This is a genomic window from Bacteroides oleiciplenus YIT 12058 (genome assembly GCF_000315485.1).
In the GTDB taxonomy this organism is placed as follows: domain Bacteria; phylum Bacteroidota; class Bacteroidia; order Bacteroidales; family Bacteroidaceae; genus Bacteroides; species Bacteroides oleiciplenus.
The window spans coordinates 1110240-1125819 of record NZ_JH992941.1; the positions used below are offsets into that span (position 1 = coordinate 1110240).

10 protein-coding genes are annotated in these 15580 nt (G+C 39.5%); 7 read left to right on the forward strand and 3 right to left on the reverse strand.

What is annotated here, in order from left to right; all coding sequences use genetic code 11:
* Nucleotides 1–8: 8 nt before the first annotated feature.
* Entirely contained in the window at nucleotides 9–1028 is a 1020-nt protein-coding gene (gene nadA, locus HMPREF9447_RS11980) for a quinolinate synthase NadA (protein WP_081589772.1), read from the reverse strand.
* A 566-nt stretch (nucleotides 1029–1594) separates the two neighbouring features.
* On the opposite strand from nadA, the gene HMPREF9447_RS11990 reads away from it, so the two are divergent.
* A complete protein-coding gene (locus tag HMPREF9447_RS11990; RefSeq protein WP_009130002.1) occupies nucleotides 1595–2122 on the forward strand; it encodes an RNA methyltransferase in 528 nt (175 codons plus the stop codon).
* A gap of 184 nt (nucleotides 2123–2306) precedes the next feature.
* On the opposite strand, the gene HMPREF9447_RS11995 is transcribed toward HMPREF9447_RS11990, so the two are convergent.
* The gene (locus tag HMPREF9447_RS11995; protein WP_009130003.1) at nucleotides 2307–2906 is read right to left on the reverse strand and encodes a DUF4294 domain-containing protein; all 600 of its coding nucleotides are present in this window, start codon (nucleotides 2904–2906) and stop codon (nucleotides 2307–2309) included.
* A gap of 108 nt (nucleotides 2907–3014) precedes the next feature.
* On the opposite strand from HMPREF9447_RS11995, the gene HMPREF9447_RS12000 reads away from it, so the two are divergent.
* Genes HMPREF9447_RS12000 through HMPREF9447_RS12010 form a run of 3 tightly spaced genes read left to right on the forward strand, consistent with a single transcriptional unit; the run spans nucleotide 3015 to nucleotide 6374 of the window.
* Entirely contained in the window at nucleotides 3015–5021 is a 2007-nt protein-coding gene (locus tag HMPREF9447_RS12000; protein ID WP_009130004.1) for a helix-hairpin-helix domain-containing protein, read from the forward strand.
* Between the two features lie 30 nt (nucleotides 5022–5051).
* Nucleotides 5052–5825, forward strand: coding sequence for a radical SAM protein (locus tag HMPREF9447_RS12005; RefSeq protein WP_009130005.1), 774 nt, complete (start codon nucleotides 5052–5054; stop codon nucleotides 5823–5825).
* A 39-nt stretch (nucleotides 5826–5864) separates the two neighbouring features.
* Nucleotides 5865–6374: a flavin reductase family protein gene (locus tag HMPREF9447_RS12010; protein WP_009130006.1), complete on the forward strand. Its 510-nt coding sequence runs from the start codon at nucleotides 5865–5867 to the stop codon at nucleotides 6372–6374.
* Nucleotides 6375–6515: 141 nt separating this feature from the next.
* Here HMPREF9447_RS12010 and HMPREF9447_RS12015 read toward each other — a convergent pair whose 3' ends face one another.
* Nucleotides 6516–8195: a SulP family inorganic anion transporter gene (locus HMPREF9447_RS12015; protein WP_009130007.1), complete on the reverse strand. Its 1680-nt coding sequence runs from the start codon at nucleotides 8193–8195 to the stop codon at nucleotides 6516–6518.
* A gap of 174 nt (nucleotides 8196–8369) precedes the next feature.
* Here HMPREF9447_RS12015 and HMPREF9447_RS12020 point away from each other — a divergent pair, with 174 nt between their 5' ends.
* The 3 genes from HMPREF9447_RS12020 to HMPREF9447_RS28915 all read left to right on the forward strand — a co-directional run bounded on the left by HMPREF9447_RS12020 (nucleotide 8370) and on the right by HMPREF9447_RS28915 (nucleotide 15445).
* A complete protein-coding gene (locus tag HMPREF9447_RS12020) occupies nucleotides 8370–12242 on the forward strand; it encodes a hybrid sensor histidine kinase/response regulator transcription factor (protein ID WP_009130008.1) in 3873 nt (1290 codons plus the stop codon).
* A 374-nt stretch (nucleotides 12243–12616) separates the two neighbouring features.
* Complete coding sequence (locus HMPREF9447_RS12025) at nucleotides 12617–15088, forward strand: TlpA family protein disulfide reductase (RefSeq protein WP_009130009.1); 2472 nt, start codon at nucleotides 12617–12619, stop codon at nucleotides 15086–15088.
* 198 nt (nucleotides 15089–15286) lie between these two features.
* A complete protein-coding gene (locus tag HMPREF9447_RS28915) occupies nucleotides 15287–15445 on the forward strand; it encodes a hypothetical protein (protein ID WP_157225277.1) in 159 nt (52 codons plus the stop codon).
* Nucleotides 15446–15580: the final 135 nt, after the last annotated feature.

Below are 15580 nucleotides of genomic sequence, written 5' to 3' on the forward strand. Positions count from 1 at the left end.
AACTAAAATCATAATCCCAACTTTGCCGATATCTCCAGCATCCTCTTGATAGGCTTCACCGCCTTCTCTGCAATCTCTGCGTCCACCGTAATTTCCGGTGATTCGTCTCTCAGGCAATTATAAAGCTTTTCCAGCGTATTTAACCTCATGAAGCTACATTCATTGCAGGCACACGTACTATCGTTGGGAGGAGCCGGGATAAACGTTGTCTGCGGGCATTTCTTCTGCATCTCATGAAGAATACCCGATTCGGTGGCAACGATATACTTCTTTTCGGGATGATTCACCGCGTATTTCAACAGCGCTGCCGTAGAACCTACCACATCGGCCAACTTCAGAACCGTACTCTTACATTCGGGATGTGCCAACACCAACGCATCGGGATGCTGCGCCTTTAATTCAACAATCTTTTCAACCGAGAATTGTTCGTGTACATGGCATGCGCCATCCCATAATAACATATTGCGCCCGGTGATAGAGTTGATATAATTCCCCAGATTTCTGTCCGGACCAAAGATTATTTTCTCATCTTTGGGGAAGCTTTCCACTATTTGCTTTGCATTGGTGGAAGTTACTACGACATCCGTCACCGCTTTCACGGCAGCCGTCGTATTCACATAGGATATCACCGTGTATCCGGGATGCTCTTTGACAAACTGGCTGAACTCATCCGCCGGACAACTGTCCGCTAACGAACAACCGGCAGCCATGTCGGGCACCAGCACCTTCTTCTCCGGACAAAGCACCTTGGCCGTTTCGCCCATGAAGTGAACACCGCACATCACAATGATGTCTGCTTCCGTTCGTGCCGCCCATTGCGCCAATGCCAGACTGTCGCCAACGTAATCGGCTATGTCTTGTATTTCCCCCTTCTGGTAGTAGTGCCCCAGAATAATCGCATTCTTTTCCTTTTTCAGTTGCTTGATAGCTTCTATGAGATTATCCATAATTATATTTTTTATTTCTCTTTCTAATTTAAAAATCCTTTGATAGTGATGATAGCCTGTTAATAGTGTCGACAAGTAAATACGATTTTCCTTGCCGGAGAAGTTATTAGTATGAGATAAAACTTTATTCGTACGTTATCAACGGGCAAATAAGGGATGTATCTCTTGATAATAAGCCATCTATAAAACTCCATTAACAGCTTGTTGATAAAATGCAAAGTTAATAACTTTATAGTTATAAACCGGTGTAATAGGGCTGAAAAATGTGTTTATATAACCTCGGAAAGTTTCCCTTAACTTTTTTGGAATGTTCATTCCGGTGGGTACATATACGTTGTTTTGAATATTGCAAGTATTATTTTTAAATTTCTTTCCCGCCTGTTTTGACAGCTTTTCAACGGTTATTAACAGGTATGTTAACGGAAAGAAGTATCTTTGCAACGGGAAGTGTATTTCATACCTGAAACTTGTGCTGAATATTCTGCAAGCTTCAGGAATACACTCTTGAAGCTTTATGAGTGTGTTCATGAAGCTTCAAGAACGCGTTCCTAAAGCTTCATGAATAATAGCTTGTGAGTCAGCTTTTTGAGTCGTTGTTTCGAGTGGTATATAAATGAATAGATAAACTGTGCTGAATATATTGTGTTATGCGTAAACTAAAGATAACCGAACTGAACCGTATTAGTGTAGAGGAGTTCAAGGAAGCTGAAAAGCTGCCTTTGGTGGTGGTATTGGATAATATCCGCAGTCTTCATAACATAGGTTCCGTGTTCCGTACTTCGGATGCTTTCCGGGTAGAATGTATCTATTTATGTGGCATTACAGCCACTCCGCCCCATCCTGAAATGCATAAGACGGCTTTAGGAGCCGAATTCACTGTGGACTGGAAGTATGTTGATAACTGTGTTGAAGCGGTTGATAACCTCAAAAAAGAGGGGTATACGATTTATTCGGTGGAACAGGCGGAAGGTAGCATCATGCTGGATGAGCTGGTACTGGATAAAGCCGGGAAGTATGCTGTGGTTATGGGAAATGAAGTGAAAGGGGTTCAGCAGGAAGTTATCGACCATTCTGATGGGTGCATCGAAATACCGCAATATGGCACCAAACATTCGTTGAACGTATCTGTGACGGCAGGTATTGTTATCTGGGATTTATTCAAGAAACTGAAATAACAGGCTGTTGATAAGTTGTGAGAACACTGTTCAAACAGGCATTATTGTGCCTTTATCAATAGAGAAATGAACAATGGTTTATAGAAGTTATAAACAACTTTAATGACTTGAAATACATTGCTTTATTCTGATAATAGATTCTATTGATAACAGGTTCTTAACAAGCTATCAACAGATGCTTATTTTATAACTGTCCGCTTTCCACTAATAAGATAACCCGTTCGGTAAGCGCATCATCTCCCGTGGGATCATATTGCTTTTTCAGACTGGCGCCGAACAACGCAGCAAAAGTCTGGTAGAAACCAGCTTTGAAAGGTCCCATGAAAGCTTTTACCAATTCATAGCCTGTGGAGTTGGTTTGGCGGTCCACTAACTTTATCAACAGTTTGCCTTGGGAGAAACTAAGTTTCTTCATGCGAGGAGTATATTGTTCTTTCAGGCTTTTCTCTACCGCCTTCATGTGTTTCTGGCGGCTCTTTTCATCGGGCAAGGTTATCATGTACTCGTAGGTTTCAATAATCGCCCGGTTGATTTCTTTGGAGATAGGCAATACTTTCTTTACATTATATACCAGCCTGTTGTATTCGTTCTGTTGCTTCTTGTTTTTGAATTTCAGAGGTTTGAAAATATAAACGATAGGTATCTTTACGTAAGGAATGGTATCACCTTCGTAAACGCACATAGGAACCAGGTATCCTTCCGTCTTCGTTTCCTGCGCCTGGCAGAGGGAGGTCCCGAACAGAAGAAACACAGTTATTATTAATATGTTAAGTCGCGCGTTCATGCTACAAAATTAAGTGTTTATCTTCATATTTTATCCGATTGTCGATGTTTTCCTTGCCTTGTTAACTTATTTATGGTAATTTCGTGCCTATTAAACTTATTTACACGAATGAAATTACTCAAGTTGGGAGTTTTTCTGAGTATGCTGTTGATAACTCCTGTACTTGAAGCTCAAAATACAAGTGTGTCCCTTTGGGAAGAAAACATGGAGCAACTCTCTATGGATGAAGAAGAAAAGAACTGGGAAGATGAACTCGAAGAACTCTCCAACCGTCTGCAAGAACCTGTTAATATCAACGTCACCACTAAACGCGAATTAGAGCAATTTCCTTTCCTTACGGATATTCAGATTGAGAATATTCTGGCCTATGTGTACATACATGGGCAGATGCAAACCATCTATGAACTGCAACTGGTGAAGGAAATGGATAAACGTACCATTGATTTGCTGTTACCCTTCATTTGTGTAATTCCTGTTACTGAAAAGAAAGGTTTCCCCCGGTTGAAAAGTCTGTTGAAATACGGCAAACAGGAAGTATTAACCCGGCTGGATATGCCTTTCTACACCCGCAAAGGGTATCAAAAGAATTATCTGGGACCTTCGATGTATCATTCCTTGAGATATGGTTATCGGTATGGAGACTATTTGCAGATGGGAGTCATGGCGGAAAAGGATGCCGGAGAACCTTTTTTTGCTTTACACAACAGGAAGGGATATGATTACTATTCCATTTACTTTCTACTCCGTAATCTGGGTAGATTGAAAACGTTGGCCGTAGGCAATTACAAGCTGAGTTTCGGTCAAGGACTGGTAGTCAGTACGGATTTCCGTTTGGGAAAGACTTATTCACTTTCGACGGTTGATAACCGTAGCAGTGGTATTCGGAAACACAGTTCCACCGATGAATATAACTATTTCCGGGGAGCTGCGGCAACGGTGGAGATTATTCCTGCGCTTCAAATATCCGGTTTCTATTCCCATCGTTCCATGGATGGGGTGGTGGAACAAGGTAAAATCACCTCTATTTATAAGACCGGTCTGCATCGTACGGAGAAAGAAGCGGAAAAGATAAACACTTTCGCTTTACAACTGATGGGCGGTAATATTAACTACGAAATGAACAGCCTAAAAGTAGGAGTAACAGGCATTTACTACTTTTTCAGCCATACTTATCAACCGGAGTTACGAACCTATGCCAAGTATAATATACAAGGAAATAACTTCTATAATGCAGGCATAGATTATAAATACCGCTTGAAACGCTTTACCCTGACAGGCGAAGCGGCTATGGGAAAGCAAGGTTATGCACTGCTAAATCAATTGAAATATAACATATTAACCGGTTATCAACTATCAATTGTTCATAGATATTATACCCACGATTACTGGGCTATGTTTGCCCGTTCCTTTGGCGAGAGCAGTACGCCGCAGAATGAGAACGGTTGGTATCTGGCAGCCGAAGCAGCCCCCTTTGCCCATTGGAAATTCTTTGCTTCACTGGATTTATTCTCCTTTCCCTGGTGGAAATACCGTATCAGTAAACCGTCTCAGGGAGTAGATGCCCTGTTTCAGTCTCTCTATTCTCCCCAGCGGAATTTATCCATGTACATCAACTATCGCTATAAACGGAAAGAAAGAGACGTAGCGGGTACAAATGGGAAAGTCATCCTTCCTACTTATCATCATCGCCTGCGTTATCGGCTGACTTATTCACCGGATAACCTTCAGTTACGAACAACGGTGGATTACAATCATTTTCATTCCCGGGGGCGGGAGGAGAGTCAGGGATATCAGTTTAGCCAATCCTGTTCCTACGCTTTTTCCTTTCCGTTAAAACTCTCTGTGCAAGGCACCTATTTCCGTACGGACGATTACGATTCCCGCATCTATGCTTCTGAAAAGGGGTTGCTTTACACCTTTTATACTCCGTCTTTCTACGGGCAAGGATTTCGCTTTTCAGCCTGTGCCCGCTACGATATGAACAAAGCTTTTATGCTTCTTGTTAAGTTCGGGCAAACCATCTATCAGGACCGTGAAACCATTGGTTCGGGTAATGACCTGATACAAGGAAATAAAAAAGCTGACTTACAGATGCAGCTTCGTATAAAGATTTAGTTAACTTTGCCGTTATAAACCTTGAGAATTATGACTGTTATTTATCCATCTCCCATCTTCGGTCCTGTTCATTCCCGCCGTTTGGGAGTTTCTTTAGGGATTAACTTATTGCCGGAAGATGGCAAAGTGTGTTCTTTCGACTGTATTTATTGCGAATGTGGTTTCAATGCCGACCATCGTGCCAAGAAGCCACTTCCTACCCGTGAGGAAGTTCGCACTGCCCTTGAAGCCAGACTTCGGGATATGCAACAGAACGGCCCCAAACCCGATGTACTTACTTTTGCCGGAAACGGTGAACCGACTGCTCATCCGCATTTTCCTGAAATCATAGAAGATACATTGGCTCTTCGCGACAAGTATTTCCCAAATGCTAAAGTCAGTGTATTGAGTAATTCTACTTTTATTCATCGTCCCGCAGTATTCGATGCGTTGAATAAGATAGATAACAACATCCTGAAACTCGATACGGTGGATGAAGAATACATCCGTACCGTGGACCGTCCTAACGCACATTATTCGCTAGCTGAAATCATTGAACACATGAAAGCTTTCAAAGGTAATTGCATCATTCAGACTATGTTTATGAAAGGCAGTTATCAGGGAAAAGATGTGGATAATACTTCTGACAAATATGTTCTTCCCTGGCTGGAAGCAGTGAAAGAGATAAATCCCCGCCAGGTAATGATTTATACCATCGACCGTGAAACGCCCGACCATGACTTGTGTAAAGCCACCCATGAGGAACTGGATCGCATTGCTACTTTAATTAAAGAAACGGGTATTCCGGTTAGTGTTTCCTACTAAAAGAATAGTATATAACAATTATTAAACAAGTGTAGTAATATGAAACCTATTGCAGTTAAAGACCTTTCAGACAACTTTTTTGAGGTTATCGGTAAAGAATGGATGCTGGTGACGGCAGGTACAAAGGAGAGTTTTAATACTATGACTGCCAGTTGGGGCGGCATAGGCTTCCTGTGGAACAAACCGGTGGTTTATGTCTTTATCCGTCCGGAGCGTTATACATTTGAATTTATAGAGCGGAGTGAGTACTTCACACTTTCCTTCCTGGGAGAAGAAAACAGAGCTATTCATAAGATTTGTGGAAGTAAGTCGGGTAGGGAAGTAGACAAGGTGAAAGAAACAGGGCTGAAACCTCTTGTTACGGAGAAAGGAAACATCCTTTTTGAACAGGGACGCCTTAGCTTGGAATGTCGCAAACTCTATACGGATGTGATGAAAGAAGATTGCTTTATTGATCCTGCTATATGTAAACAATGGTATGGTGGTGCTCACGGCGGCTTGCACCATATTTATGTAGCGGAAATTACCGGAGCATGGATAAAAGGGTGATGTATTAAAACTGAATAAAAGCACGTAAATTACCCGAATTACGCAAATAATAAATCAGATAAGTTCTGATTATCAGAAGTATAAAAACGCTTTATTTGTGTAGTTCGGGTAATTTATGTGCTAATCTTTATTTTGATACACTCATTCAATCAATTCCTTCGCCCTTTCCAGTGCTACATTGATATTCGGACAAATATTCTTTTCACCCAAAAGCTCGTAGAAACCGGACTTCTCCAATACCTTGTGCACCTTCTCATTTACTCCGGAAAGTACGATTGTTGTTTTCTCACGTTGAGCCATCTGACAAAGGCTTGTCAGGTTGTGAATACCTGTAGAATCAATGAAAGGCACCTTCCTCATACGGATAATGCGTACTTTGGGACGGTCACCCAGTCTGGACATAATTTCTTCAAACTTAGTGGCAATACCGAAAAAGTATGGACCATTGATTTCATATACTTCCACCCCTTCCGGGATAATCAGATTTTCTTCGTTTACATGAATGTCAGATTCAGCATTCAAATCTATCTCATCTTTGATAACGGAGATTTCGGTAGTTTCCATTACACGGTGCATAAAGAGTACACAAGCAATGACCAGGCCAACTTCAATGGCAATCGTCAAATCGAAGATAACCGTCAGGAAGAAAGTAATCAGCAGAACGGTCACATCTGATTTCGGGTTCTTCAATAAAGCCTTGAATGTGCGCCATCCACTCATATTATAGGAAACTATTACCAGTACGCCTGCCAGGCAAGCCATCGGTATATATTGTGCCAGCGGCATAAGGAACAGTAGGATAAGTAACAATACTACTGCATGAACCATACCTGCAACAGGGGTTTTACCACCGTTATTGATATTTGCCATCGTGCGTGCGATAGCTCCTGTAGCAGGAATACCACCAAATAAAGGTGTAATCAAATTGGCTGCTCCTTGTGCAATCAATTCCGTATTGGAATCGTGCTTGTCACCGATGACACCATCCGCTACCGTGGCAGAAAGCAATGATTCGATAGCTCCCAATACGGCAATGGTGATGGCAACAGGAAATAGATTCTTGATAGCTTCCCAATTCAGGGAAGGCATCACTGCATCAGGAAGTTCGGCCTTAATGCTGAAACGGTCGCCAATAGTATCGATACAAGTAATGCCACCGTATGTTTTCATCAGATACACCGCCACCGTCACTACAATAATAGCAATCAGCGAACCGGGTATCTTCTTCGAGAATTTCGGAGTTATGGCAATAATTACGATACTGACAATACTGACAATCGTATTCCACCAATTGATGGTATCGAAATGCCGGAAATAGATCATACATTTCCCCACAAAGTCACCCGGAACTTTTTCACCACCGAAATTAAGTCCGAAGATATCGGCAATCTGCGTAGTGAAGATGGTGACAGCAATTCCACTGGTAAATCCCACAATGATAGGATAGGGAATAAACTTGATAACAGCTCCCAGCTTGAATATCCCTAACAGAATCAGAATGACTCCCGCCATCAGAGTGGCAACAATCAGTCCCGCCTCTCCGTATTGCTGGATAATACCATAAATAATAACGATAAAAGCACCCGTCGGACCTCCTATCTGAACTTTGCTACCTCCCAACAAGGAGATAATGAATCCGGCAATGATAGCCGTGATAATACCTTTTTCGGGTGATACGCCGGATGCGATACCGAACGCAATGGCAAGCGGAAGAGCAACGATACCCACAATGATACCGGCCATCAGGTCTGCCATGAATAATTCTTTTGAGTAGTTTTTCAAAGCTGTGTATAGCTTTGGTTTGAATTCGAACGCCTTCATTACTTAATCTGAATAATATTAAAACGAAGTGCAAAATTAGACAAAATAATGCACATATAACACATATGCTTTACATTTATATGTCTTCATTGCAAAACTTGCTATGAAAAGTTTTGCTATTTACCATACTCTTGACTAAATATACTATATTTGCAAGCATTAACTCTTGATTCTATGAAATCACAACTAATTATATCATTCCTCTTCATTTGGATTCTGAATGGATATTCTTCAGATGTAAAGTTTTATAACATCAATTCTATGTATGGAGTTTCTATGAGAGAAATGGCTTCTGTTTGTAAAGATGGAAATGGTTTTATTTGGTCTTCGTCGAAAACAGGGGTGCTGAGGGTAACGGAAAGTGACTATCGAATCTATTCATTACCTTATAAAACCGCAAACATTCTAACGGTCAGACTCACATACAATGATTCTTTTTTAATAGCCTATGCAAATAATGGACAATTGTTTCGTTATAATGAGTTATACGATAGATTTGATTTGCTTTCTGATCTTAGGGTTACATTGGATAATACTTTTTTGAGTATTGGTAAAATTGTCATTGATAATCAGCAAACTTTGTGGATACCTACATCTGCTGGCTTGTGCAGATATAAAGATGAGAAAATTGAAAAAATAGATAAAGAAGAGAATCAAATGCAGTCTATAGCGTTTTATGATGAAACGCATCTTTTCATAGCAACCCGGAATTATATTGATTTATTAGATATCAATACGTTGGAGCGTAAATGCTTGCATAAGATTAATGGTACTCTCCAAATAAATAATATTTTCTATGACGAAAATATGAATATACTGTGGATAGGTACTTCTACTAACGGATTGTTTTATTATGATATAAAGAAGAATCAGCTATTACCATTTCCTATAAATAATTTCCCCAAACAACCAATTGAAGTTATAGAACAAGGTTCCGATTCAACTCTATTAATTGGAATTGACGGACAAGGGGTATGGGAATTAGATAAACATAAGAAGTCTGTTTTGAATATTTTTAAAGAGGATGTTGATAATCCATTGTCTCTTCGTGGTGACGGGGTTTATGATATATTTTGTGATGGTGATAAGAGAGTCTGGGTTACTACATATACAGGTGGTCTTTCCTTTTTTGATCGTAAATCTCCTTTAATCAATCAAATTACCCATCAGGTGAATAATGCCAATTCTTTAGGAAATGACAATGTAAATAAGATATTGGAAGACAGCAAAGGCGATATCTGGTTTGCTACTAACAATGGTATAAGCAGATGGCGGGTAGCTGACAATAAATGGGATATTTACTATCAAAATAAACAAGAACAGGCTCAGGTATTTCTGGCGTTGTGTGAAGATGACAAAGGTAATATTTGGGCTGGATCTTTTTCATCTGGATTTTATGTCTTAGATCGAAATACAGGCAGAGAATTGGCGCATTATCCTCAACATTCTGCCAATTTGAAGTCCGATGGTAAATTTATAATGAATATATATAAGGATAGCGAGGGTGATATCTGGATTGGGGGAATTCAGGATGTGATTTGTTATTTAACAAAGGAAAAGCGCTTTCGTTCATATACAGCACAACCAGTTCGTACATTCATAGAATTATCTTCCGGTAAAATATTATTGGCTTGTACATATGGATTACTTTTATTAGATAAAGAAACTGAAAAGATTGACTATTTGGGCGAATGTCTTGCACAAGATGTTTTGGTACTGGGTAACGATATTTGGGTGGGAACTTGTGGTGATGGTCTTTTACATTGTAATTATGAAACTCGTGAAATTCAGAAAATCACTACAGAATCAGGACTTCCTTCTAATTATGTAAATAGTGTCATGTATGATAATGGCTATTTATGGTTAGGAACCGAAAGTGGATTATGCCGATATAATCCGGCTGATAGTACTGTACATACTTACTATTCTACTTTAGCTCTTTCCAGTGTCTCATTTAATGTAAATGCTGGTTGCAAATTGAGCAATGGCGAGTTGATGTGGGGTACAAACAATGGAGTGGTAATGTTTGATCCCAATAAATTATATAGCTCTCAACTTAATGGACGGATATTTTTCCAGAATATAAATATTTCCGGTCGTTCTATTAAAGAGAATTCAGATTTACTGCATGGGATTCCTGTAAATGAACAAAAGGAACTCTCATTCAGGTATGATCAGAATACCTTGGCACTTGAAATATTGCCTATCGGCGTCTCCTCTAAAGAAATTAAGTTTTCGTGGAAAATGGAAGGGCTTGATGCCGAGTGGTCCCATCCATCCAATCAGCAGATAATTACTTATACTAATATTCCAAACGGGAATTTTCGATTGAAAATAAGAATGTATGATAATTCACTTTCTCAGGTAGTTGACGAACGTACATTGGATATACACATTATTCCTCTTTATTGGCAAACATGGTGGTTTCGTTTAATTATATCTATTATAATAATAAGTATTATATCTTTTGTACTGAAATTCTATATAAACCGTTTGAAACAACGTCATGCGGAGGATAAGATTCGCTTTTTTACGAATACGGCACACGATCTCCGTACGTCAATTACATTAATAAATGCACCTATTCAGGAATTAAATAAAGAAAAAGAATTGTCGGAGAAAGGACATTATTATCTGAATCTGGCAACAGAACAGTCTGAACGTTTATCTAATGTTGCAACTCAGTTATTGGATTTTCAAAAGGTTGATATGGGTAAGGGACAACTGTTTTTGGTGATGACAGATATCGTCAATTTAGTATATAGACGGAAAACAATGTTTAAATCGACAGCCGGAAAACGGAATATCATATTAGAATTTTCTACTAATAAAGAGTCCTACATGTCCGCAGTTGATGAATTAAAAATAGAAAAGGTTGTTGATAACTTGATTTCTAATGCTATAAAATATTCTCATGCCAATGGTAAGGTAGAACTTATGCTTGACTGTGGTGAAGAATATTGGAGCTTGGAGGTAAAGGATTATGGATTAGGTATTTCAGATAATGCCCAAAAGAAGCTATTCAAGGAATTTTATAGAGGGGATAACAAGATTAATTCCCGTATGGTAGGTTCCGGGATAGGCTTGTTGCTGGTAAAGAGCTATGTTATGATGCATGGTGGTAAAGTTTCTCTTGACAGTAAAGAGAATGAGGGATCTTCATTTAAAATAACTATTCCTTATAAAGAAGAAGCTGAATCCGGATTAATCGGGCATGAGAATATAGAAAATACAGTATTAGAAGAGTGTTCGGATCATAAGTCCAATAATACAAAGGAAGATGAACAAGCTGAAAAGAAAAAATCTATATTAATAGTTGATGATAATAAGGATTTGCGCAATTTCCTGAAATGTTCTTTTGAGGATCAATATAGTGTATTAGAAGCTAAGGATGGAGTTGAAGCATGGGAATTATTGCAGAAAGAATCTCCTGAGTTAATTATTTCTGATGTGATGATGCCCGGCATGGATGGCTTTGAATTGTGTAAACTGATTAAATCAACTTTTGAAACTTCACATATTCCTGTGATCTTGTTAACTTCACTTTGTGATAAAAGCGATCAATTGGAAGGCTTGGGTTTGGGAGCGGAGGATTATATCACAAAACCTTTTGATGTCTCTCTTTTAGAACAGCGTATGAAGTCGCTCGTACGAAACAGGGAGATAGTCAGAGAGAAAGCATTGAAATTGGTTAAGCAGGAAAATGACTCTAAACAAGTTATTTTATCCAATGAACTCAATGATCTTTTTGTGAAGAAAGCAGTCGAAGTTATTCATAGTAACATACAGAACTTGGATTTTGATAAAGACAGTTTTGCTATGGAAATGCATGTGAGTTCTTCTCTTTTATATAAGAAGATAAAGGCGTTGACAGGTTTGTCACCTATCGACTTTATTAAATCGATTCGTTTAAATCATGCTATAGAATTACTTCAATCTCACAAATACACCATTACGGAAGTTAGCGAACTTTGTGGCTATTCTAGCGTCAGTTACTTCAGTACAGTATTTAAAAAGTACTTCGGGAAGTCTCCTACGGAGGTGTAATTTACCTCTTTTTCTTTTTTTCGTTGAGTTAGAATATCATTAGTTTACATAAGTAAGCAATCAATTTCTTTGAAAACGTATTTATAGGGATGCTGTAATCCAGCTTACAGGTACTTGTAGCATTACTCTGAAAAGGCTACACCTTTTTGCCCGGATGGCTACACCCTTTTACTCTCATGGCTACACCCTTTTACTCTCATGGCTACACCTTCTCATATAAAGGGTGTAGCCCTTCCAAAAGGATACTTTACTCTTAAATATCCGTTTTTGAAAAATATTTATCCAAAATAAAAGTTCTTCTTTTTTATTGCTTATATTTGTCAGAGTGAACAATCTTTGAACCTTAGTAGAAATTAATTATATACAACTATACCATGAGAAAACTTATTTTCCTTTTCCTGCTTTGCATTACTTATATGCTCCAGGCACAAAATGTGATTGATAATCCTAAGTTTAAGTACCGCTCCGGTAGTATCTATACTATTACTCGGATTGAGCGTAATCCAGATGCAACCCGATTATCCATTCATGTTGTTTTCCGTCCACATTGGTGGGTGAAAACAGGTAAAGACACCCATTTGGAAGATGTTGCTACCGGTAAGAAATATTATATCACAGGTAGTGAGGGCTTTGAGTTGGAAAAGGAAGTATATACACCGGATTCCGGTACGTTGGATTTTGTACTTCTCTTCCCGCCGCTTCCCAAGGAAACAAAAGAGATTCATTTCCTGGATGACGATGACCATGAAGAATTGAATACATATTATATTTCATTGGAAGAACAGGAGGCCAAAGCCTCGTTCTTTGATAAAGTCTCCGGCAATTGGATGGGAATGAATGATTATTATGAATGGGCATTCGGTATATACGATTCTCTTGCTGTTATGGATAATCGCTTCCATCAATATGAAGATATCCGCCAGAAAGGAAAAAGCATGTTGCTGACTTTGAAAGATGAAGATGGAGAACTCGTGAAACTGGAATTGACTCCACAGAAAGATGGCCTGTGTCGGATTAGGAAAGACAAAGAGCCTGCACGTCTCTTTTCCCGAACTACGGAGAGTATGAAGGCAGTACAGGCGAAAAATGAGGCGAGTCCGGTTTTCCACCGCGACAGTATCTGTGTGCAGGGCTACATTGCCGGATATAACCGCAAATTAGGTTTTAGTAACGGCCTGATTTATGTTGCCAACGAACTGACAAGGGAAGATTATCCGGTGGTAGTTAACCTGCAACCCAGCGGAAGGTTTGAATGTAAATTTGAAGCTAACTATCCTATATGCAGTTCGGTTGTTTTTAATGATAATTGGATACCTTTTTATGCAGAACCGGGACAGACGGTGACGCTTTATCTGGATTGGGAGGCAGTGATGGCACGCAGTCGTGCACGTGATTATCATTATCCTATTAAAAATCTCCACTATATGGGGGCTAATGCTCATATAAACCACGCACTGAGGTATATGGATGATTATTTTGATTTTCCGTATGAAGAATTCTCGAAAATGCAAAAAGAGTTGACCCCTGTCCAGTTTAGAGAGCGGTGCGAGCCAAAGTTCCGACACTGGACCGATGCTGCTGATTCGCTTGTGAATGTAAATCAATATATAGGAAATACAGCGCGATTAGTGAGAAATGCGGCAAGGATAGCAGCAGGTTATAAACTGCTGGATTTTGTTATGTACAGAAGTTATGCGGCACGGGAAGATAAGGATAATCCGGTTTTGAAAATTAAAGAAGACTCGGCTTATTACAGCTTCTTGCGACAGATGCCGCTGAATGACAGTCTTATTGTAGCTGACAGGAATTTTAGTGGTTTCATCAATCGCCTTGAGTATATGAATTTTGCAAGGGCTGTGGGCGATACGACAACTGTTGAAATGGGAAAGATAACCTATGAATATCCTGAAAAGTCTGTTCTTACCTATTTGAAGGAGCATGGTGTAACATTAACTCCCGAGCAGGAAAAAATGCGGAAGGATGGTGAAGAAAGAGCAGGTAAGACTGTGACAAGAGAAATAAGCGAAATCATTGCGGAATCGAAGATATGGGAGGAACTTATGGAGAAGTACAAGGACTTGTTCGAAGCCTATCGAGAAGAAAACAAAGCAGTGGATAGAGTATCTGCATCTGTTGATGAAAATCAAAAAGCGGAAGATGAAAAAAGAATGAGAATAAACCAGTTTTTTGAAAATCAAAGAGAGAAATCGGGACGGTTGGATACCATAGTCGGATATACCCCGTTGGTTTCGCAGATCATTGCTTTGCGCAGTCTTCCTTTTGATTTACAACAATTGGATAAAGAAGGTGCCCGTAGCTTGTTGGATAAAGAAAAACAGCTAATCAGTCATCCGTTCATGTTTGCTGAGGCAGAGCGTCTGTATGCTGAGGCTTTTCCACTGCAAAATGATAGTACGTATATTTTACCTGAAGGACCTGCCACTGAAATCTTTCAGAATATTATCAAAGCTCACGCAGGTAAAGTTCTGTTTGTTGATTTTTGGGCTACCTCTTGCGGTCCTTGTCGTAGCGGCATCGAACATACTGCCGGTTTGCGTCAATTGTATAAGGATCATCCTGAATTCCAGTTCATATACATCACAAGTGATCGTGAAAGTCCGGAAAAGACCTATAATGAGTATGTGGAAAAGAATTTGAAAGGTGAAGCTTGTTACCGGATACCTCAGGCAGAGTACAACTATCTTCGTCAGTTGTTCCGTTTCAATGGTATCCCTCATTATGAGTTGATAGAAAAGGATGGTAGTGTATCACGGAGTGTTCCTCATACCCATAATCTGAAACAGTATTTGGAAAAGCGTTTCGGAGATGGAAAAAAGGTGGAATAATGGGGTGCCTGTTCATTCTACGGACTCAGGAAAAAGTCTGAGATATATCTAATTTCAAAATCATATGTTTAATTTTGAAAGTCTATGAGTAGGTTAAGCTCTACATTTGTAGAGCTATAGGTTAATCTCGAATAATTATGTTCCGCTTCTGCATGCAGATGCTTGATGAATTCTATAGAATCAATTATTAGAGGTCCTGTGGAAAACTATTCAGACCGCAATCATGCAACTATTTATACCTATTTCGTATCCGGACCGTATCTGAACCGTACTTGCTCCGTACATTCTTCGCTCAGAAGTACCTCTGACTGGAGAATGTACGGAGCAGGTACGGAGCAAGTACGTCTCGGGTCATAGTGAGAGTTTTTTTAAGATTATGCATGTAGGTTACTTATATTGTTCTCCCTGTTTCCTATTCCGGTGTATATCCAAAATCTAAAATCATATATCTAAAATCTAAAGAGTGTCCTTTCAACACTCGTTAACTTTGCG

Bases quoted from the DNA above. Each gene is read 5' to 3' on its own strand.
- HMPREF9447_RS11990 (WP_009130002.1), top strand. From the start codon at position 1,595: ATGCGTAAACTAAAGATAACCGAACTGAACCGTATTAGTGTAGAGGAG.
- HMPREF9447_RS11995 (WP_009130003.1), bottom strand. From the start codon at position 2,906: ATGAACGCGCGACTTAACATATTAATAATAACTGTGTTTCTTCTGTTC.
- HMPREF9447_RS12000 (WP_009130004.1), top strand. From the start codon at position 3,015: ATGAAATTACTCAAGTTGGGAGTTTTTCTGAGTATGCTGTTGATAACT.
- HMPREF9447_RS12005 (WP_009130005.1), top strand. From the start codon at position 5,052: ATGACTGTTATTTATCCATCTCCCATCTTCGGTCCTGTTCATTCCCGC.
- HMPREF9447_RS12010 (WP_009130006.1), top strand. From the start codon at position 5,865: ATGAAACCTATTGCAGTTAAAGACCTTTCAGACAACTTTTTTGAGGTT.
- HMPREF9447_RS12015 (WP_009130007.1), bottom strand. From the start codon at position 8,195: ATGAAGGCGTTCGAATTCAAACCAAAGCTATACACAGCTTTGAAAAAC.
- HMPREF9447_RS12020 (WP_009130008.1), top strand. From the start codon at position 8,370: ATGAAATCACAACTAATTATATCATTCCTCTTCATTTGGATTCTGAAT.
- HMPREF9447_RS12025 (WP_009130009.1), top strand. From the start codon at position 12,617: ATGAGAAAACTTATTTTCCTTTTCCTGCTTTGCATTACTTATATGCTC.